The following is a 20,589-nucleotide window of genomic DNA, read 5'->3' as shown; positions in this document are numbered from 1 at the left end:
CCCACGGCGGGCCCCCCCCGGGGCGGGGGGGGGCCACCGCTCGGGTGGGAGCGGGGTGAAGGCGGCCGCCGGCCGGCCACTACGCTCGGGGCATGCTCCTGTGGATCAACGGCCCGTTCGGCGCGGGCAAGACCCAGACCGCCCACGAGCTCCGGTGGCGCCTGCCCGGCAGTGTCGTCTGCGACCCGGAGCACGTGGGGTTCGGCCTGCACCGGATGATGCCGGCGTCGCTGCGCGGGGACTTCCAGGACCTCCCCGCCTGGCGGCAGGGCGTGGTCGAGGTGCTGGACCGGGTGCTCGCCGGGCACGACGGGGTGGTGATCGCGCCGATGACGGTGATCGAGCCCGGGTACTTCCGCGAGACCGTCGGCCGGCTGCGCGAACACGGCCACGACGTCCGCCACTTCACCCTGCTGGCCGAGCGCGGGACGGTGCTGGAGCGGCTGCGCGAGCGCGGGTTCGGGCACGTGCTGCGGTTCGTGGCCGGGAAGGACGCCCCGCTGCGCCGGGAGAGCTTCGCCGTGTCGAAGCTCGACCTCTGCCTGGAGCGGCTGCGCGGGGAGGAGTTCGCCCAGCACGTGTGGACCGACCGGCTCACCGTCGCCCAGGTCGCCGACCGCATCGCCGCCTCCTCGGGGCTGACGCTCGCGCCGAACACCGACGGCGCGCTCCGCGGCCGCCTGCGCCGCACCTGGACCGGGGCCAGGCACATCCGGTTCGACTGAGGCGCCGCTCCGACGGCCCCCGGGCGCGTCACATCCGGGCTCTCAGCACGTCGACCTCGCAGCCCGGGGCGAAGGGGTCGAAGCCGTGCCCGATCAGCCAGCGCACCGCCAGCAGGCTGCGCAGCGACCACCACGCGTGGATCACGGCGAGGTCGACGGCACCGCCGTAGCCGGCGGCGACGTCGGCGAGGTGCTCCTCGTGGCCGAGGGTGAAGGTCGCGAGGTCGTAGAGCGGATCGCCCCGGCCCGCCTCGGACCAGTCGATGATGCCGGTGACCTCCTCGCCGTCGAGGAAGACGTGGGCGATCTGGAGGTCGCCGTGCGTGAACGCCGGAGCGAACGGCCGCAGCGCGGCCTCGGCGACCCGGCGGTTGCGGGCGACCAGTCCGGCGGGCAGGACGCCGTCCGTCACGAGCAGCGCGCACTCCTCGTCGAGTTCCGCCGTCAGCGCGGCGCTGCTCCGCCCGGCGCGGCCCGGCCGGGGCGGCAGCGGTGCGTCGTGCAGCCGCCGGATGGCGGCGCCCGCCGCGGCCCACGCCGCCGGCGCCGCGGTCGACGGCCCGCCGAGGCGCCCGAGCGGCGCCCCCGGAACCGCGGCGAGCGCGAGCACGGGCGGCTTGCGCCACAGGACCTGCGGGGTCGGGACCGGCGCCAGGGCCATCGCCTCGACCTCGACGTCGATGCGCGCCTGGTCGGCGTCCACCTTCAGGAACACGTCACCCACCCGCAGGGTCGCCCGCTCGGCATGGGCGACGACGACCTCGACCTCATCCATGGACGAGCAGTATCCCGGGGCCGCCCGCCGGCGTCGCCCGGTTTTCCGGTGCGCGGGACGGGCCCGCCTGCCCTCCGGGGACACCGGTTGCTTCCCCCACCGAGGGTGCCCGGGCTCTCCCGCGCGGCGCAGCAGGCGGGGAGACTGCGGGGGACCGCCCCTGCAACCTGTGAGGTCGAGCGTGATCGGCGCCCCCGCCACCCCCCGCTCCGTCCGGCGGCCGGCCAGGTCCGCCGTCGCGGTGCTGCTCGCGTTCGCGGCGGCCCTGGTGAGCCTGACCGGAGCCGCCCCCGGCGGGCCGGTCGCCGCCGCGCCGGCCGCCGCCGTCGACCCGGCGGCCGGGCGGATCCTGTTCGCCGGCACCGACCACCGCGGCCTCGGCCGGGTGACCGGCACGATGGACAGCTCCCCGCTCTTCGGGCCCGGCCCCGTCCACTTCGACCGGGACCCGTCGGCCCGGGGCGACGACGTGGTCTTCACCAGCCTGCGGGACAGCCCGCTGCCCCAGGTGTACCTGCGGGACGCGAGCGGCGCGGTGCGCCGGCTCACCACCGGCATGGACACCGCCCACCCCGCGCTGGCCCCGGACGGCAAGGGCGTCGTCTTCGAGGCGCTGGAGGACCGCGGCCCCGGCGCCAAGCCCCAGCACGTCCTGTGGGCGGTCAACCGGGACGGCAGCGGCCTGCGCCGGATCACCGGCGGCGCGGCCGACGAGACCCACCCGACCGTCTCGCCGGACGGCAGGTGGATCGCGTACTCCTGCGACGGCGAACCGTCGCACCGTCAGATCTACCTGCGGCCGTTCGAGGGCGGCGATCCGGTGAAGGTCACCAACGTGACCAACGGGGACGCGCTCGACCCGACCTGGAACCCGGTGAACGACGACGCCCACCGCAACGAGATCGTCTACACCTGGGACCAGGGCGACCAGGGCCGCACCCTCGTCCTCACCTCGCCCGTCGGCGGCGACAAGGCCTTCTTCCCCGGCACCGGCTCCACCTGGAAGACCGGCTCCGCCGCCTGGACGGCCGACGGCACCGGGGTGCTCTTCCTCAGCGCCGACCTGCTCGACCCCAACGACCCGACCCCGCAGCCCGATCCGTCCCGGCCCCCGGTGGTGAACCTCTACCACGCGCTGACCTGCAACTGCGAGGCGCCCCGCGTGCTCTACCGGGCCAACCGGCTGATCTCCTCGCCGACCTGGCTGGGCCCCCAGCAGGGCGGCGGCCCCGTCGTCGAGCAGACCAGCGCCGCGGGCGCCAACACCGCCGACGTGCAGGACATGCGCCCCGACGGCTCCGACCCGCGCGACCTCGGCATCAGCGTCCTGCGCGAGGACCCGGCCGCCGACAGCAACACCAGCACCGACCCGGGCGCCGACCCGCTGTTCCACCCGCGGCCCGGCTTCGACCCCTGGTTCGAGCGCCAGACCTACACGCCCGACGGCCGGCAGATCGTGGTGACCCGCTACGAGGACGGCCCGGCCGGGCGGATCCAGCGGATCTGGCGCGCCGACGGCGACGGCGCCGACCCGCAGCCGATGAACCTCGCCGGGCGCGGCCCGAACGACCGGGACACCGACCCCTCCGTCTCCCCGGACGGCAAGCTGATCGTGTTCAGCCGCAGCGCCCCGGCCACCGGGCAGCAGCCGGCCCGCCCCGGGCGGGTGCTCGTCGCCGAGGTGGCCACCGGCCGGATCGTCGGCACCGTCCAGCCGCCCGCCGGACAGCAGGGCGCCTCCGACGGCCAGCCGTTCTGGTCCCCCGACGGCAAGCTGATCGCCTTCTCCCGGACGGCCGTCGTCAACGGCAACGCCGGCAACCTGCACGTCTGGACCGCCGCCGCCGAGGACCTCACCCGGCAGACCGACCTCAGCCTGACGGCCTGCCCGGGCAGCTGCGACGTCATCGACGACAGCCCCGCCTTCGCCCCCGACGGCCGCCGGATCGCCTTCAACCGCAAGGCCGGTGACGGCGGCAACAACCAGCAGGACGGGGTGGTGGTCACCACGCCGAGCGGTGCCGACTGCACGGTGATCGTGCCCGCCGGGCTCGGCCCCGGCGCCTGCACCCGGCCGCTGCCCGAACGCCCCACCACCGGGCCGTTCCAGCCCCGGGACGTCGCCTGGACGGCGAACGGCGCCCAGCTGCTGATGACCTCCCGCCGGGCCGCGCCGCCGAGCTCCCCGGAGGGCCTCAAGGTCTACGACTTCGCGACCGCCGCCCTCACCGAGCTCGACTGGCGGCTGCCGGGCCGGCAGAAGGAGCCGGCCGTCCAGCAGTCCGTCGACCTCGCGGTCAGCGTGCCCGAGCGGGCGCCGGCCGTCCCGGTCGACGGCAGCACCGACGTCACGGTGACCGTCACCAACAAGGGGCCCGCGCCCTCGCCCGGCACCGCCCTCACCGTCTCGGTGCCCACCGGCGCCCGGCTCGGCAGGCTGACCACCCCGACCGGATCGTGCGACGCCGCGGCGCTGCGCTGCGAACTCGGCACCATGGCCCCGCGCGCGGTGATCCGGATCACGGCCACCCTGATCGGCACCAGCCCCGGCGACCCGGACTTCGGATGGAGCGTCACCGGGGCGGTCGTCGACCCGTTCCCCGACGACGACTCCGCCCGCACCTTCCTGCCGGTGCTGGAGCCGACCCCGACACCCACCCCGACGCCCACCCCCACCCCGACCCCCACCGCCTCGCCCACGCCGACCCCGACACCCGCGCCCCCGACCACGCCCGGCCCGACCGTCACACCCCCGCCCGCCCCGGCCCCGCCGCCGCCCCCCGCCCCGGCCCCGCCGCCGCAGGCCGGCCCCACGGTCGCGGTCGACGCCCAGCCGAGCCCCGGCTACGTCGGCGGCCGCGTGACCGTCAGCTACACCGTGCGCAACACCGGCCAGGCCCTCGCGACCGGCCTGCGGCTGACCCTCGGCCTGCCCGCCGGGGTGCCCACCGGAGCCCTGCCGCCCGGCTGCCGCAACGGCACCTGCACGGTGAGCGACCTCGCCACCGGCCGCAGCGCCGTGATCCGGGTGGTGCTCTCGCCCGTGGCCCCCCTGGACACCACCGTCACGGCGGAGCTGACCACCACCGGCACCGACGCCGCCCCGGGCCCGCACCGGGCGAGCACCCCGCTGCGCATCCTCCAGCCCCGCATCGTCGCGGTGCCGCCGATCGGCAAGCCCGGCTTCGTCACCTCGGTGCGCGGCGTGGACTTCCCGCCCGGCGTGCCCGTCCGCTTCACCTGGAACCCCGGCATCACCGCCGCGGCCGCGCCCACCCACCCCAAGGCCGACGGCACCTTCGCGGGCCAGCTGCTCATCCTCCCCAAGGACGAGACCGGCCCGCGCACCATCACCGCCGAGGGCCCCGGGTTCTCCCCGGTGACCTGCCCCTTCCTCGTCGTCGAGGGCAGCATCGGCCCGCCCGGGGAGGTGGAGCGGCGGTGATCCACGAAGTCGACGAGGCCCTGCGGCAGCTGCTCGCCGAGACCGGTCTGCCCGAGCGCGGCATCGAGGTCGTCTTCGACGCGCCCACCCGCGACTTCGCGGCCCGGCGCAACGCGCCCACGGTCAGCGTCTACCTCTACGGGCTGCGCGAGGACACCGGCCGCCGCCAGGCCGGCAGCGTCGCCGAGTACGACGAGGACGGCCTGGTGACCGGCCACCGCCCGGCACCCCGCTGGTTCGAGCTGGCCTACCTGGTCACCGCCTGGACCAACCGGCCGCAGGACGAGCACCGGCTGCTGGCCGAGGTGCTCCAGTGCCTGACCGCCGTCGACACGCTGCCCGCCCGGCTGCTCACCGGCAGCCTCGCCGAGCTCGGACTGACCGTCGCGCTGGACATCGCGGGGCGCGACACCGGCCTGCCCTCGCTGCCCGACGTCTGGTCCTCGCTCGGTGGGGAGCTGCGGCCCTCCGTCGACCTCCGGGTGCTCGCCCCGCTGCCCGGCGGACGCAGCCCGGCCGGGCCGCCGGTCACCGAGGGGCTGGTGCTGCGCGCCGGCGACACCGCCCCGGCGGGCCCGCCGCCCGCCGACGCCCCGGGGCGCCGGCTGCGCTACCAGGGCGCCCCCGACCCGGGGGCGGACGGCTTCGCCGCGCCCCGGGAGCGCGGGCTGCCGCCCGGCCGCAGGCCCCGGGGCAGGGCACGATGAGCACCGACCTCGACCGGGCGGTGCAGGGCGCCGCGCCCGGGCCCGCCCCGGCCGCCCCGCCCGGGCCCGACCACCTCTGGGAGCGGCTGCACCGGGTCGAACAGCGGGTCCGCGCCGCGGTGCGCGAGCGGCGCTCCGAGGACCCGGACCCGGACGACCCCTACCGCGGCCAGTACCTCGGCCCGGAGGCGGTGGAGCGCATCCTGGCCGCCTCCGCCGCCGTGCACCGGGACGCCCCGGGCCCGGGCGACGGGCCCGCCCCGCCGCCCGGCTCCCGGCTCGGGCGGCTCAGCGCCGCCTTCGGCCTGCTCCCGGTCGACCTCGACCTGCTGCTGGTGGCCCTCGCCCCCGACCTCGACCAGCGCTTCGAACAGCTCTACGGCTACCTCAACGACGACCTGACCCGCCGCCGGGCGACCGTCGGCCTGGCCCTCGACCTGTGCGGACTGCCCGCCGCCGGCGCCGGGCGCTTCCGCTTCTCCACCCGGGCCCCGCTCGTCGCCGGCGGCCTGCTGGAGGTCACCGAGCCGGACCGCCCGCTGCTCTCCCGCACCCTGCGCGTCCCCGACCGGGTGACGGCCCACCTGCTCGGCGACGACGAACCGGACGGCGCGCTCGCCGGGCTGGCCCACCGCGCCGGGCCCGACCCGCGCCGCCCGCGGCCGGACGGGCGGCTGCGCGCGCTGGCCGCGGCGGGCGGCCTCGTCCACCTGCTGGACCGGAGCGGCCACGCCGGCCCGCTCGCGGTGGCCGCCCTGGCCGCCGACGGCCCGCCGCCGCTGGTGGTCGACGCCGGCGCGCTCGCCGCCCGCCCGCGGGAGGCCGTCCGGGTGCTCGCCCGCGAGGCGCGGCTGGGCGGGGGCGGCGTGGTGCTCGGACCGCTGGACCGGCTGGAGCCCGACCGCCCCGAGCGGGCCGCGCTGCTGCGCGAGCTGTGCGCGGCGCTCGACGGCCTGCCGCTGCTGGTGCACGGCCCGCAGGTCTGGGACCCGGGCTGGGCGGTGCGCAGCCCGGTGGTCGTCACCGTCCCGCCGCCGGACGCGCGGGGCCGGGCCGAGCAGTGGGCCCGCGCACTGGACGCGGAGCGGGGCGGGGAGCCGGGCGACGGGTGGAGCGAGGAGCTGGCCGAGGCGGTGGCCGCCTACCGGCTGGACCACGAGCAGCTGGCGCGCGCCGCCTCGGTGGCGGCCCGTACGGCGGCCGCCGAGGCCCGCCCGGTGCGGGCCGAGGACCTGCGCACGGCGGTGCGGGCGCAGAACGCCGCGGGCCTGGCCCGGCTCGCCCGCCGGATCGAGCCGGCCGTCGGCTGGGACGACCTGGTGCTGCCCGCCCCCACCGCGGGCCGGCTGCGCGAGCTCGTGCTGCGGGCAAGGCACCGCGACCGGGTGCTCGGCGACTGGCGGATGCGCCCGGGCGGCGGCCGGGGCAACGGGGTGATCGCCCTGTTCGCCGGGGAGTCCGGCACCGGCAAGACGATGTCGGCCGAGGTGGTCGCCGCCGAACTCGGCATGGAGCTGTACGTGGTGGACCTCGCCACCGTGGTGGACAAGTACATCGGCGAGACGGAGAAGAACCTGGAGCGCATCTTCACCGAGGCCGCCCAGGTGAACGGCGTCCTGCTGTTCGACGAGGCGGACGCGCTCTTCGGCAAGCGCTCGGAGGTCAAGGACGCCCGCGACCGGCACGCCAACGTGGAGACGGCCTACCTGCTCCAGCGGATGGAGTCCTTCGACGGGATCGCGGTGCTGACGTCCAACCTGCGGGCCAACCTCGACGAGGCGTTCACCCGCCGGCTGGACGTCATCGCGGAGTTCCCGCTGCCGGACGCGGCCCAGCGGCGCCGGCTGTGGGACCGCTGCCTGGGCCCCCGGGTGCCCCGCGGCGACGACCTCGACCTGGACTTCTGCGCCCGGAACTTCGAGCTCTCCGGCGGCTCCATCCGGGCCTGCGCCGTCTCCGCGGCCTACCTGGCCGCCGGGGCGGGTGCCCCGCTGGGCATGGCGCAGCTGGTCGCGGCGGTCGTCGGCGAGTACCGCAAGCTCGGCCGGCTGGTGCTGGCGAGCGAGTTCGGGCCGTGGCTGGGCGTCCTGGGGGACACCGCGCACGGCTGAGCGGCCCGGGGGCGGAGGCACGGCCGGGCGGGCCCGGTGGCGCGCGGAAAGGCCGGGCCGCCTGGGACGACGGGGCACCGGTGGGCGTACCGGGGTGTCCGCCGGGGGCAGCGGCGTTGCCCCCGGTCCGGCACCTGGGGACATGTCCCCGGGTGCCGCCCGGGCAGCAGACTCGGGGGCGAATGACCGGCGAAATGGTTGGCCAGCCGAAGGAGCGCGTATGCCGTCGTACCTCACCCCGGGCGTGTACGTGGAGGAGGTCCAGTCCGGAGCCCGCCCGATCGAGGGGGTCGGCACGGCCGTCGCCGCGTTCGTCGGCTTCGCCGAGACCGGGCCGTTCCACGAGCCCACGCTGGTGACCAACTGGGACCAGTACGTCCAGCGGTTCGGCGGGTTCACCGAGGGCACCTACCTGGCGCACTCGGTCTACGGGTTCTTCGCCAACGGCGGCGGCTCCGCCTACGTCGTGCGGGTCGGCGATCCTGCGCGGCGGGTGCCCGGCGCCGCCCCCGTCGCCGCCGCGGCCCCGCCCGTCGAGATCGCGGGCTTCCTGTTCTCCGCGCTGCCCGGCGCGGGCGGCGAGGTCTCCGTCGAGGTCGCCGACCCGGAGGGGGAGAACGTCCCCGACGACCGGTTCCGGCTGCTGGTGCGCCGGGGCGCCGAGGTCGCCGAGACGTACGACGTCTCGACCCGCAAGAGCACCAAGGGCTACGTCGTCACCCAGCTGCGCGAGTCCAAGCTGGTCGCCGTCGCCGAGCAGCCCGGCACCGCGCCGAGCCGCCCCGAGCGCCGCAGCCACGTGCTGCCCGCCGCGGCGGCGCCCGCGCCGGTGCCGACCGGCCGGCTCGACCCGGCCGAGTACGTCGGCGACGCCGCCGCCCGGACCGGCTTCGGCGGCCTGGAGGCGATCGACGAGATCACCATGGTCGCGGTGCCCGACCTGATGAGCGCCTACCAGCGCGGCGACATCGACGACGAGGGCCTGCGCACCGTCCAGCTGGCGGTGATGTCGCACTGCGAGCAGATGGGCGACCGGATCGCCGTCCTGGACCCGCCGCCCGGGCTGAACGCCCAGCGGATGCGGACCTGGCGCAACGAGGAGGCGGGCTTCGACTCCCGCTACGCCGCGCTCTACTACCCGTGGATCAAGGTGTTCGACCCGGCGAGCGGCCGCAACGTGCTGGTCCCGCCGAGCGGGCACGTCGCCGGGGTGTGGGCGCGCAGCGACGCCGAGCGCGGCGTGCACAAGGCGCCCGCCAACGAGGTCATCCGCGGCGCGGTGGACCTGGAGCTGCGGCTGAGCAAGGGCGAGCAGGACCTGCTGAACCCGATCGGCGTCAACTGCGTGCGGGCCTTCCCCGGGCGCGGCATCCGGATCTGGGGCGCCCGCACCCTGTCCTCCGACCCGGCGTGGCGCTACCTGAACGTGCGCCGGCTCTTCAACTACCTGGAGGAGTCCATCCTCCTGGGGACCCAGTGGGTGGTCTTCGAGCCCAACGACGACCGGCTGTGGTCCAGCATCCGCCGGAACATCACCGCGTTCCTCACCGAGGAGTGGCGGCGCGGGGCCCTGTTCGGGCAGACCGCGGCCGAGGCCTTCTACGTCAAGTGCGACCGCGACAACAACCCGCCGGAGTCCATCGACCTCGGCCAGGTGATCTGCGAGATCGGCGTCGCGCCGGTGAAGCCCGCGGAGTTCGTGGTGTTCCGGCTGTCCCAGTTCTCCGACAGCACGAGCCTCGTCAACGAGTGACCGGCCCGGTCGGCACCACCCCTCGGCACCCCTCGCATCGGAAGGTGACAGAAACCCATGGCTGAAGGCGATCCGCTCTCCACACATATCTTCGGCGTCCAACTCGGCGGCTACAACGTCGAGTCCGTCAAGGAGATCTCCAACCTGACGGTCGAACAGGACGTCGTCGAGTACAAGCAGGTGACCCAAGAGGGCAAGCTGATCGTCCGCAAGCAGCCCGGCGCCCGGCTCCCCGGCGAGGTGACCATCACCCGCGGCCTGGACAAGAGCGGTGCGTTCACGGACTGGATCAAGGAGACCCTCAACAACGGGGCGATCAACACCGCGCGGCAGAACCTCACCATCGAGGTCAAGGACACCACCGGTGCGACCCTGCGGCGCATCCAGCTGACCAACGCCTGGGCCAGCCGCTGGGAGGGCCCGACCCTCAGCGCCGGCGAGTCCAGCGCCGCCACCGAGACCGTGACCATCGTGTTCGAGGAGATCTCGGTCGAGTGAGGCGCAAGATCGGCCTGGACGAGCTGCTGGAAGGGGCTCCGGCCCCCCAGAACACCGCGCCGCTGCCGCAGGCCCCGGCCGCGGCACCGGCGCAGCCCCGGGGACGGGCGCCGCACACCGAGTTCGAGTTCGAGCTGCCGCTGGGCTACGTCGACGACGAGGGCACCGTGCACCGGCACGGCGCGATGCGCCTGGCCACCGCCCGCGACGAGCTGATGCCGCAGATCGACCTGCGGGTCAAGGAGAACCCGGCGTACCTCAGCGTGGTGCTGCTCAGCCACGTGATCACCAGGCTGGGCGACATCACCGACGTGCACGCCGGCGTCGTCGAGCGGATGTACGCCACCGACGTGGCCTTCCTCCAGGACCTCTACCAGCGGATCAACAGCGAAGGCCACACGCGCGCCGCGGTGACCTGCCCGCACTGCGACGGCGCCTTCGAGGTCGACCTCGCCGGTGGGCGCCTGGGGGAATCGTGACGTACGCGCCTGCTCGGCTGTACGAGGAGATCGCGTACATCGCCTACCACTTCCACTGGCAGCGGGAGGACATCCTCGACCTGACCCACCGCGAGCGCGGGCAGTGGGTCAGGGAGATCGCCCGGCTCAACACCCGCATCAGCGAAGGCGGGTGAGCCGGGTGGGGCTTCGGGACTGGATGGGCCGTCGGCGGGGCGGCGCGGCTGCCGGTGGTACCGGTGGTGCCGACGCCGCCGTCGGTGGCGCCGGTGTCGCCGGCGATGCCCACGGGGCGGGCGGGGCCGTCCAGCGGCGCCCGGCCGCCGGGGCCGGGGGCTGGCGCGCCGTGGCGCCGCTGGTCCCGACCCTGGGCGGGCCGGCCCGCGGGGTCAGCGACGGCCTGGCGTTCCGGTCCCGGCTGACCTCCTGGCAGGACCCCTCCCTCTGCGGGCCGCTGGGCCACGCGGTGCTCCCGACCGCTCCGGCCGGCATCCTGCGGGCGGTGGCGGGGCCGGGCGTGCCGGCCCCGGGCCGCGCGGGCGGGGACGAGCTGGTGGTTCCGGTCCTCCCGGCGGAGGGCGGCGGTGCGCAGGAGCCGGTGGCGCAGGACCGGTCGGGCCCGGGCGCGCCCGCCGTCCAGCGGTCGGTCCGGCTGCGGCGGCTCCCGGTGCGCTCCGGGCCGCGCCCGGCGGGTACGGGCGGCGGCGGGCGACGGGCGGTGCCGGCGGGGGCCGGCACCGGAGCGCCGGGGCCCGCCGCGGCGGCGACCGGCCCGGCGGAGAGCGCTGCGACCACGCCCGCCGGGCCCCTGCCCGGTGGGCCCGAACCTGCTGTGGCGCGGGCCGTTGCGCCGACGACCGGTGCTCCGCGGCCCGCGACCGCGCAGCCGCCGGTGCCGGCCGCCGCGACTCCGGCGGCGGTCACCGGCTCCCCGCGTCCGGACGGTGTCGCGGCCCGGGCCGTCGCCCGTCCGGTGCGCCCGCGCCCGGTCGGCACCCCGCTGGTCGTGGCGCGGCGCCCGACGTCGCTGTCCGCGCGCCCGGTGGCAGCCCTCCGGCGGACCGACACGGCGCCGTCGGCGGCAGCGGCGGTGGCAGCGGAACCGGCTGACGCCGCGCAGCGCCCGTCCCCGGGCGGCGAGGCCGCCGCCCTTGCGGCGCCCGGCCCGGCCGCGGCAGCCGCCCCCGCTGCTGCCCCCGCCGCCTCCTCCGCCTCCGTGCCCGCGCGGAGCGGGCCGACGGCAGGGGTGGTCCAGCGCGCCGCCACGCCCGGCCCGGCCCCGGCAACCGCCCGCCCGGTGCTCGGCGCTCCGCTGACCGCGCTGCCCGCCGGCGCCACGCCCCTGGCCGGCGACGGCCCCCGGGCCGCCGCCACCCCGGCGGGGCCCGCCCTGCCCGTGGTCCCCGCCGACGCCGGGGCTCCCGTGGCGGGCCCGGGCGGGCCCGAGGCCGGACGGCCGTCCGGGGGAGCGGGCCGGGCCGCCGCCACCCCGGGGCGCCGTGCCCGTACGGCCGGAGAGCCGGGCAGCGGCCCGACGGCACCGCCCCGCCCCGGGCGCGGCCCCGCCGACGCCGCGGCCGTCCAGCGCGCGCCGTCCTCGCCGACTCCCGGCCGTGGTGCGCCCGTTCGGCCCGGTCCGGCGCCCGCCCGGGCCGGCGGACCGGTGGCGGACGGCGGCTCCGTGCCGCGCGCGGCCTCCGCAGCGTCCGCCACACCCTCCTCGTCACCGACCAGCCCGGACGGTGCCCCGGCGGCTCGGCCCGGTCCGGCCTCCGCCCAGGGGCCTGCCGGGGCCGCGACGCCGTCGGCGCCGGTCCGGCCGGCCCCCTCTGCCGCCCGTACGCGCGGGGGCCTGGGCGCGCCGCTCGCCGCGCTGCCGCCGACGGCCGCCCCGGCCGGCGCCGCCGCGCCGCTGCTCGGTGGGCGCCTGCCGGTGCAGCGGATCACCGCCCCGACGGCGGGCGGTGCCGCGGCTTCCGGCACCCCATGGCCGGCCAGTGCGGGGCTGCCCGTTCAGCGGGCCGCCGGGCACCCGGCCGACGGGCCGTCAGGGGCGGACTCCCCGACCCCGACCCTGCCCCCGGCCCCGCGCAGCGACGACGGGCGTCCGGCAGGCCCGGCCACCGGCGGCAGCAACGCCCCCCGGGGTGCGGAGCGCCGCAGGCGCGGACCGGCGGCCGGGCGCCTGCCGCTCCGCGCCGCAACGCCGTCCGGCGGCAGCAGCGACGCTGGCAGCGGCCCGGAGCGGCAGCCGGGAGCCGGTGCGCAGCCGATCGCTCCCGGGCCGCGCCCGTCGGGTGCCGCGCCCGGCGGCGGCACCGCTCCGGTGCCCGTCGTGACCGTCCCCTCCCGGCCGGCCTCGGGCGGACTGGGCGTGCAACGGGCCGTGGGACTCGTCGGCACGCGGCGCGGGCTGCTCGGCGACCGCCGGATGACGGTCGCCCTCGCCACCGTGCCTCCGCCGTCCACACCGTCCGTGCCCGGTGCGCCCGTGTCGTCCGGCCCTGGTGCGGCGCCGACGCCCCCGGTGGTCCGCGCGGCCTGGCCCAACGCACTGCCGTCCCAGCCGGACAGGGCGCCGTCGGCCGGTGCGTCGTCGGGCGCTGCCGCTCCGCCGCGTTCACCGTCGCCGTCGCCGTCGCCGTCGCCGTCCCCGTCGCCGGACCGGCGACCGTCGGACGCCCGGGGCGGGGGCGGCCGGACCCCCGGGAGCCCGGCCGCGCCGCGTCCGCGCGGGGTCGTGGCCGCCGTGCAACGGGCCTTCGCCCGCCGCTCTCCGGGGCCCGCCGGCCACCTGTCGCCGCCCGGAGGCTCGCCGGTGTCCGGCGGCACCGCTCCGACCGCGGCCGCGGCCGTCCAGGCGGCATCCGCTCCGCCCGGTCGGGCCGGTGCGGCGGCCCCGCCGCGCGCCGCCGCCGTGCGGACGCCGGGCGCCCCGGTGTCCGCCACGCCGGCAGCCACCGGGCGCCCGCCGGTCGTCCGGCTCCGGCCCGTGACGGCTCCGGCCGCCCCGGCCGCCCCGGCGTCGTGGGCGTCATCGGCACCGTCGGGCACCCCGGCGGTCCAGCGCCTTCCCGCCCCCGCCAGGCCCCCGCAGCCCGCCCCGGCGCAGCCGCCCGCCCTTGCGTCCCCGCCCGGGCCCGGCCGGCCGGCGGGGCCGCAGTCGGCCCCCACGCCGCCGACCGGTCCGGTACCGGTCGTGTCGTGGTCCCTGCCGACCGGGTCCGGCCACTCCGGCGACTCCGGCCACTCCGGCCACTCCGGGCACTCCGGGCACTCCGGCCCTTCCGGCCCGAGCGGGTCCGGCCCGTCCGGCCTCTCCGGCCCCTCCGGCCCGGGCACTCCCGCCGTACGGTCCGTCCCGCCCGCGGCGCCCGCCCCCGCCCGGCCCGGCACGGCACGGGTGCTCCAGCGGGTGGCCGAGCAGGCGGGCCTGACCGGCATCCCGCTGACCGCCGTGCCCGCGCGCACCCCCACCACGGTGCAGCGCGCCGCGGAGCCCGCGGCGAAGGCGCCCGGCACACCACCGGCCCAGCCGCACGCCGACCCCGCCGACCTCGACGAACTGGCCCGGCGGCTGGTCGAGCCGGTCGGCCGGCTGCTGCGCACCGAGCTGCGCCGGGGCCGGGAACGCAGCGGCAGACCGTACGACATGCGCCGCTGAGCCGGCGGGAGCGGCCGACAGCGGGCCCGCAGCAGCGACGTGACCGGAAGCAGGGAGCAGGAGCAGCAGCCATGACCGACACCATCTTCGCGACCAGTGTCTTCTTCAGCCTGACCATCGGCGGCAACGACCTGGGCGAGTTCACCACCTGCTCCGGGCTCGGCGCCCAGGTCGAGATCGAGCAGTACGCGGAGGGCGGCAACAACGGCTTCGCCTGGCAGCTGCCGGGCCGCATCACCTGGTCGAACATCACGCTGACCCGGGCGGTGACCGCGGACACCACCAAGATCGCCCGCTGGCTGTCCGAGATCGTCCGCAAGGTCGAGCCGAAGGACGGCGAGATCGTGGCGCTGCGGCCGGACCTGAGCCGGATCGTCGGGTGGCAGGTGCTCGGGATCGTCCCGGTGCGCTGGGAGGGCCCCTCCTTCGACCCCGCCAACTCCCAGGCCGCGATCGAGACCCTGGAGATCGCCCACGCGGGCCTGCGGCCCTCCTGACCGGCCCCGGCCGGACCGGAGCCACCACCGACCCCGACCGACCCGACCCCGACCGAACAGCCCCCGCCAGACCCGACCGACGGAAGGAGCACCAGGATGTCCCCAGCGGTCCCCGCCAGCGTCACCCGGGCCCAACTGACCATCATGGAGCCCCCGTCCACGGTTGGCGCCCAGCCCGGCGGCACCCTCGCGCAGCTCCGGCTCCAGTTCAACCCGGCGACCCTGGTGCTGCGCAAGACCACCGAGTGGCGGCGCACCCCGTCCCGGATGGCGGGTGAGTCCGCGCTGCCCGAGTTCGTCGGCAGCGGCCCGCGCTCGCTCTCCCTCGACGTGTTCCTGGACTCCACCGCGACCCACGACAACTCGGTGGAGCGGGCGGTGGAGCAGCTGATGACGGCCTGTGTGCCCACCCCGACGAGCCTGGCGCGCAAGACGCCGGCCAGCCCCTGGATCCGGCTGGACTGGGGCACCCTGAAGACCACCTCGTTCAACGGGGTGCTCACCGGCCTGTCGGTCACCTACTCGCTCTTCGACGTCGACGGGAAGCCGCTGCGGGCGGTCTGCTCGCTCACCATCGACGAGGCCAGCGTCGACCCGGCCGGCCAGAACCCGACCTCCGGCTCGCCGGAGGCCCGCAGCACCCACCGGGTGATCGCGGGGGACAGCCTGCCGCTGCTCGCCTGGCGCGCGTACGGGGACGCCACCGCCTGGCGCACCATCGCGGAGGCCAACGACATCGACGACCCGATGGCGCTGGTCCCCGGCGCGGACCTGATCGTGCCGGGGATCGAGGAGCTCACCCAGGCCGGACGCACCCCGGGAGGCCGGCCGTGACCACGCCCGAGGCCAGGGGAGGCCGTTCCTTCGCCGCGGACCCCGTCGTCGAGGCGCCGGGCCCGCTGCCCCCGGTCTGGGTGACCCAGCTGGTCTCCTGCGACATCGAGGAGAGCGTCGGCCTGCCCGACACCGCGGTGCTGTCCTTCCGGGACGCCGACCACACCTTCCTCGCCGCCACCGGGATCTCCATCGGCACCCCGCTGAAGGTGTCCGTGGTCACCGTCCAGGGGAACACCCGGGTACGGCTGTTCACCGGCGAGGTGACGGCGCTGGAGCTGGAGGTGGACACCACCGGCTCGTACACCGTGGTGCGCGCCTCCGCGGTGACCCACCGGCTGATGCGCGGGCGCCGGGTGAAGGCCTTCCGGAACATGACCACCGCCGACATCGTCCGGCAGGTCGCCGCCGGCGCCGGCCTGGGCTGCGGGCGGGTCGACTCCTTCCCGGTCGTCCACCAGCAGCTCTCCCAGGCCAACGTCCCGGACTGGGAGTTCCTCCAGTACCTCGCGCAGGAGAGCGGCGCCCAGGTGCGGGTGGACGACGACGGGAAGCTGGAGTTCGTCCGGCCCGAACCGGCCTCCGGCGCACCCGCCCCCTCGACCCCCGCGCCGCAGAGCCCGCTGGTGCTGGAGTACGGCCGCAACCTGCTGGAGCTGCGCGGCGTGCTGACCGGCGCGGGCGGAGCGGACACCGTCGAGGCGCGCGGCTGGAACGTCACCACCAAGAGCGCGCTGGTCGCCACCGAGCCCGCCGTGGAGTCCCGGGCCGTCCAGCCGGGGATGAGCCCCTCGGTGGCGGCCTCCGCCTTCCCCGGCCAGGCCCGGCTGACCATCGCAGACACGCCGTACCGCACCCAGGCCGAGACCGCCTCGGTGGCCCGCTCGCTGGCCGCCTCGGTGGCGGCCGGCTTCGGCGAGCTGGAGGTCGTCGCCGAGGGCAACCCGAGGCTGCGGGCGGGCACCCCCGTCGCGCTGGGCAACGTCGGTGCCGCCTTCTCCGGCCGCTACACCGCCACCGGGGTGCGCCACCTGCTGGAGCCGTTCCGCGGCTACCGCACCACCGTGGTGGTCAGCACGGCCCCCGACCGCTCGCTGGCCGGGCTGACCAGCGGCGGCAACGCCCCGCCGCGCGGCCCGCGGATGCCCGGCCTGGCCGTGGCCGTCGTCACCGACGTCCGGGAGCCGGGCGGCGGCCAGCGCGGCTGGGTGAAGCTGAAGTTCCCCTGGCTGGACGACACCTACGTCTCCGACTGGGTGCGCACCGTGCAGTGGGGCGGAGCCGGGGGCGGCGGCGTGGTCAGCCCCGAGGTCAACGACGAGGTGCTGGTCGGCTTCGAGCAGGGCGACCTGGACAGCCCGTACGTGCTGGGCGGGCTCTACAACGGCGTGGACAAGCCGTCCCCGCACGACGTGCCGCTGGTCGACGGCGGCTCCGGCAAGGTCAACCGCCGCTCCGTGGTGTCCCGTTCGGGCCACCGGATGGAGCTGCTGGACGTGCCGGGCGGCAGGTCCGGAGTCCGGCTGGCGAGCGGCGACGGCAAGCTGGAGGTCAGGCTCGACCAGCAGCGCGGCGAGATCGTGCTGACCGTCCACGGCCTCGCGGGCGGGGGCGGCAGCACGGTCCGGCTCACGCCCTCCGGCATCACCCTGGACGCGGGCACCGGGACGGTGGACGTGCGCGGCGGTTCCGTCACCGTCCGCGGCACCACCGGCGTCACCGTGGACGGCGGCGCCCAGGCGGTGCTCAGGGGGGCCGTCGTCCGGATCAACTGACGAGACGTCACCAGAACTGGCAGTAGCACGAGTGCCCGCGACCGGCGGCGCACCCACCGAAACGGAGACCGCACATGCCCCCCGCAGCCCGGACCGGCGACCTCACCGACCACGGCGGCGCCCTCACCACTCCGCCGCCGGGCGCCCTCAAGGTGGCGACCGTGCTGATCGGCGGCCGCCCCGCCGCCGTCGTCGGCACGGTCCACGCCTGCGTCGTGCCCCCGCACCTGGCCCTGGGCCCCGGCAACCTGGTGCTGCCCTCGCCGGGGGCGGTGACCGGCGGGGTGGTGCTGATCGGCGGCCTGCCCGCGGCCCGCATGGGCGACAAGACGACCTGCGGCGCCACCGTCACCACCGGTGCCCTCGACGTCGTGATCGGCGGTGGCCTGTGACGGGCGGATTCATCGGCCGCGGCTGGGGCTTCCCGCTGCGGGTCAACGCCACCGGCGGCATCGGCATGGTCGAGCGCGACCGGGAGCTCGCCGAGGCGATCCGGCTGATCCTCGGCACCGCCCCCGGCGAGCGGCCGATGCGCCCCGAGTTCGGCTGCGGCATCCACGAGTACGTCTTCGCCCCGGGCGACAGCACCACCGCCGGGCGGATCGCCCGCGAGGTGCGCGTCGCGCTGGAGCGCTGGGAGCCGAGGATCGAGGTCGACGACGTGGTGATCGCCTTCGACAGCGTCGAGGAGGGCACCCTCTACATCGACGTCCACTACACCGTGCGGGCCACCAACGACCGCCGCAACCTGGTCTTCCCCTTCTACACCATCCCCGAGCACCCGGGCGCCGAGCCCCTCGACGCGGTCGACGGAGGCGTGCGCTGATGGCCCTGCCCTCCCCGAACCTGGACGACCGCCGCTTCCAGCAGCTCGTCGACGAGGCCAAGCGCTACGTCCAGCAGCGCGCCCCGGAGTGGACCGACCACAACGTCTCCGACCCGGGCGTGACCCTGATCGAGACCTTCGCCTACCTGGTGGACCAGCTGCTCTACCGGCTGAACCGGGTGCCGGAGAAGAACTACGCCGCCTTCCTCGACCTGCTCGGCATCCGGTTGTTCCCGCCCGCCGCGGCCCGGGCCGAGGTCGACTTCTGGCTCTCCGCCCCGCAGGCCGAGACCGTCCTGCTGCGGGCCGGCACCGAGGTCTCCACGCTGCGCACCGAGACCGACGAGGCGGTGGTGTTCTCCACCGCCGAGGACCTGCCGATCGTGCCCAGCTCCCTGGAGCGGCTGGTCACCGTCTCGGCTTCCGGCGAGCAGTCCGACGGCACCGCCCGGCTGGCCGACGGCGCGGACGTGCCGTGCTTCCAGGCGCGCCCGGTCGCCGGGGACGCCATGCTCTTCGCGCTGCCTGCCGTGGTGCCGCGCTGCATCCTGGTCGTCCGGCTGGACAGCCGGGTGGAGGGCGTCGGCGTCGACCCGCGCCAGCCCCCGCTGGCCTGGGAGGTCTGGGACGGCGCGCGCTGGATCGCCTGCGAGACCGGCAGCGACACCACCGGCGGGCTCAACCGGCCCGGCGAGGTGGTCGTCTTCGTGCCCGCCGGGCACACCGCCTCGGTGGTCGCCGGGCGGCGGGCCGGCTGGCTGCGCTGCCGGGTCACCGAGCCCCGGGCGGGCCAGCCGTTCTACTCCGAGTCCCCGACCGTGCGCCGGGCCGAGGTGTTCACCGTCGGCGGCACCGCCACCGCCGTCCACGCGCAGACCGTCACCGACGCGCCGCTCGGCACCTCGGAGGGCGTCGCGGGCCAGCGCTTCCGGCTCGCCCGGCCGCCGGTGCTGCTCGACGGCGAGCCCCCCGTCGTCGAGGTCGCGGCCGGCGAGGGCTGGCAGCGGTGGACGGTCGTGGAGCACTTCGGCGGGTCCGCGCCCGACGACCGGCACGTGGTGCTGGACGCCACCACCGGCGAGTTCCTCTTCCCGCCCGCCGTCCGGGAGCCGGACGGCAGCCTGCGCTCCTTCGGCGCCGTCCCGCCCAAGGGCGCGCAGCTGCGCGTCCCGCGCTACCGCACCGGCGGCGGGACGGCGGGCAACGTCGCCCGCGGCACCGTCACGGTGCTGCGCAGCTCCGTCCCGTACATCGCCCGGGTCGACAACCGGGAGGCGGCCCGCGGCGGGGTCGACGGCGAGACCGTGGAGAACGCCAAGGCCCGTGCCCCGCACCAGCTGCGGTTGCAGGAACGCGCCGTCACCGCGGGGGACTTCGAGCTGATCGCGCGGCAGGCCGCGCCCTCGGCGGCCCGGGTCAGCTGCCTGCCCGCCGCCGGCGGGGAGGCCGGCGCGGTGCGGGTGCTGGTCGTGCCCGACGCCGTCGCGGACGAGGGCGACCGGCTGCGCTTCGAGCAGCTGATCCCCGACGAGCAGGTGCTCGCCGCCGTCGCCACCGCCCTCGACGAGCGGCGGCTGATCGGCACCCGGCTGGTCGTGCAGCCCCCCGCCTACCAGGGCGTGACGGTCGTCGCCCGGCTCACCACCCGCGCCGCGGACCCGGACCGGGTGCGCGAGGAGGTGCTCGCCGAGCTGTACCGGTACCTCAACCCGCTGCGCGGCGGCGCCGACGGCCGGGGCTGGCCGTTCGGCCGGTCGGTGCAGTACGGGGAGGTGTTCGCGGTGCTCCAGCGGGTGGCCGCCGTCGCGGGCGTGGACGAGCTGCGGCTCTTCCCGGCCGACCCGATCACCGGGCGGCGCGGCGCGCCCGCCGAGCGGGTCGAGGTCCCGCCGGACGCCCTGGTCTTCTCCCACCAGCACCAGGTCGTGGTCACCGCCGTCGCCGAGGACGGGGCGTCATGACCCGGGCCGCCGTCCCCGGGCTGCCCAGCCCGCACCCGATCGGCGCGCTGCTGCCCGCGCTGTACGCCGACGACGACCTCGCCCAGCGGTTCACGGCCGGCCTGGACACCGTCCTCGCCCCGGTCTTCGCCACCCTGGACAACCTGCCGGCGTACTTCCGGCCCGGCCTCGCGCCGGCGGACTTCCTCGACTGGCTGGCCTCCTGGGTCGCGGTGGAGGTCGACCCGGCCTGGCCGGTGGAGGTGCGCCGCACGGTGGTCGAACGGGCGGTGGAACTGCACCGCTGGCGCGGCACCCGGCGCGGCCTCGTCGAACGGCTGCGGCTGGTGCTCGGCGTCGGCGCCGAGATCGTGGACGGCGGCGGCGCCTCCTGGTCCACCGACCCGCACGCCCCGCTGCCGCCCGCGCCGAGCGGCGAGGTGCTGGTGCGGGCCTGGCCGCTGCACGGCCCGGGGCCGGACGAGGAGCAGGTGCGGTCCGTCGTCAGGGCGGGCTGCCCGGTCCATCTGACCTGCCGGGTGGAGATCCTGCCCGGCCCACCCGGGCGAGTGGAGGACTGA

Annotated in this window: 17 protein-coding genes; 16 read left to right on the top strand and 1 reads right to left on the bottom strand. The window is 77.2% G+C overall.

Annotated features, from left to right (window positions below; all coding sequences use genetic code 11):
* Positions 1–92 precede the first annotated feature (92 nt).
* Positions 93–725, top strand: coding sequence for an AAA family ATPase (locus ACH5AR_RS10110; protein ID WP_396300900.1), 633 nt, complete (start codon positions 93–95; stop codon positions 723–725).
* 28 nt (positions 726–753) lie between these two features.
* Here ACH5AR_RS10110 and ACH5AR_RS10105 read toward each other — a convergent pair whose 3' ends face one another.
* Positions 754–1,500, bottom strand: a complete 747-nt coding sequence (locus ACH5AR_RS10105; protein WP_396300899.1) for a phosphotransferase family protein — start codon at positions 1,498–1,500, stop codon at positions 754–756.
* Positions 1,501–1,669: 169 nt separating this feature from the next.
* On the opposite strand from ACH5AR_RS10105, the gene ACH5AR_RS10100 reads away from it, so the two are divergent.
* From ACH5AR_RS10100 to ACH5AR_RS10030, 15 genes are all read left to right on the top strand, one after another.
* The gene (locus ACH5AR_RS10100) at positions 1,670–4,945 is read left to right on the top strand and encodes a hypothetical protein (protein ID WP_396300898.1); all 3,276 of its coding nucleotides are present in this window, start codon (positions 1,670–1,672) and stop codon (positions 4,943–4,945) included.
* Complete coding sequence (locus ACH5AR_RS10095) at positions 4,942–5,652, top strand: DUF4255 domain-containing protein (RefSeq protein ID WP_396300897.1); 711 nt, start codon at positions 4,942–4,944, stop codon at positions 5,650–5,652. Before ACH5AR_RS10100 ends, ACH5AR_RS10095 begins: the two co-directional genes overlap by 4 nt.
* Positions 5,649–7,763, top strand: a complete 2,115-nt coding sequence (locus tag ACH5AR_RS10090) for an AAA family ATPase (protein WP_396300896.1) — start codon at positions 5,649–5,651, stop codon at positions 7,761–7,763. Before ACH5AR_RS10095 ends, ACH5AR_RS10090 begins: the two co-directional genes overlap by 4 nt.
* A gap of 220 nt (positions 7,764–7,983) precedes the next feature.
* Positions 7,984–9,516: a phage tail sheath family protein gene (locus ACH5AR_RS10085; protein ID WP_396300895.1), complete on the top strand. Its 1,533-nt coding sequence runs from the start codon at positions 7,984–7,986 to the stop codon at positions 9,514–9,516.
* Positions 9,517–9,573: 57 nt separating this feature from the next.
* Positions 9,574–10,014 carry a phage tail protein gene (locus tag ACH5AR_RS10080; protein ID WP_030290301.1) on the top strand — a complete coding sequence of 147 codons (441 nt, stop codon included), beginning with the start codon at positions 9,574–9,576 and terminating at the stop codon, positions 10,012–10,014.
* Complete coding sequence (locus tag ACH5AR_RS10075; protein ID WP_396300894.1) at positions 10,011–10,493, top strand: hypothetical protein; 483 nt, start codon at positions 10,011–10,013, stop codon at positions 10,491–10,493. The genes ACH5AR_RS10080 and ACH5AR_RS10075 overlap by 4 nt, the downstream gene beginning before the upstream one ends.
* Positions 10,490–10,648, top strand: a complete 159-nt coding sequence (locus ACH5AR_RS10070; protein WP_181970396.1) for a DUF6760 family protein — start codon at positions 10,490–10,492, stop codon at positions 10,646–10,648. Before ACH5AR_RS10075 ends, ACH5AR_RS10070 begins: the two co-directional genes overlap by 4 nt.
* A 3,023-nt stretch (positions 10,649–13,671) precedes the next feature.
* The gene (locus ACH5AR_RS10065) at positions 13,672–14,136 is read left to right on the top strand and encodes a hypothetical protein (RefSeq protein WP_396300893.1); all 465 of its coding nucleotides are present in this window, start codon (positions 13,672–13,674) and stop codon (positions 14,134–14,136) included.
* 71 nt (positions 14,137–14,207) lie between these two features.
* On the top strand, positions 14,208–14,633 hold the full coding sequence (locus ACH5AR_RS10060) for a phage tail protein (protein ID WP_396300892.1): 426 nt from the start codon (positions 14,208–14,210) through the stop codon (positions 14,631–14,633).
* 96 nt (positions 14,634–14,729) lie between these two features.
* The gene (locus ACH5AR_RS10055; RefSeq protein WP_396300891.1) at positions 14,730–15,467 is read left to right on the top strand and encodes a LysM peptidoglycan-binding domain-containing protein; all 738 of its coding nucleotides are present in this window, start codon (positions 14,730–14,732) and stop codon (positions 15,465–15,467) included.
* Positions 15,464–17,242, top strand: a complete 1,779-nt coding sequence (locus ACH5AR_RS10050) for a VgrG-related protein (protein ID WP_396300890.1) — start codon at positions 15,464–15,466, stop codon at positions 17,240–17,242. Before ACH5AR_RS10055 ends, ACH5AR_RS10050 begins: the two co-directional genes overlap by 4 nt.
* Positions 17,243–17,316: 74 nt before the next feature.
* Positions 17,317–17,634, top strand: coding sequence for a PAAR domain-containing protein (locus ACH5AR_RS10045; RefSeq protein WP_396300889.1), 318 nt, complete (start codon positions 17,317–17,319; stop codon positions 17,632–17,634).
* The gene (locus ACH5AR_RS10040; protein WP_396300888.1) at positions 17,631–18,068 is read left to right on the top strand and encodes a GPW/gp25 family protein; all 438 of its coding nucleotides are present in this window, start codon (positions 17,631–17,633) and stop codon (positions 18,066–18,068) included. Before ACH5AR_RS10045 ends, ACH5AR_RS10040 begins: the two co-directional genes overlap by 4 nt.
* Positions 18,068–20,029 carry a putative baseplate assembly protein gene (locus tag ACH5AR_RS10035; protein WP_396300887.1) on the top strand — a complete coding sequence of 654 codons (1,962 nt, stop codon included), beginning with the start codon at positions 18,068–18,070 and terminating at the stop codon, positions 20,027–20,029. Before ACH5AR_RS10040 ends, ACH5AR_RS10035 begins: the two co-directional genes overlap by 1 nt.
* Positions 20,026–20,589 carry a phage tail protein gene (locus tag ACH5AR_RS10030; RefSeq protein ID WP_396300886.1) on the top strand — a complete coding sequence of 188 codons (564 nt, stop codon included), beginning with the start codon at positions 20,026–20,028 and terminating at the stop codon, positions 20,587–20,589. Before ACH5AR_RS10035 ends, ACH5AR_RS10030 begins: the two co-directional genes overlap by 4 nt.

Origin of the sequence: Kitasatospora sp. NPDC018619, assembly GCF_044391605.1 — a bacterium.
Taxonomy (GTDB): Bacteria; Actinomycetota; Actinomycetes; order Streptomycetales; family Streptomycetaceae; genus Kitasatospora.
Note: the sequence above shows the minus strand (reverse complement) of the source record. Positions and strands in the feature narration are given on the sequence as shown.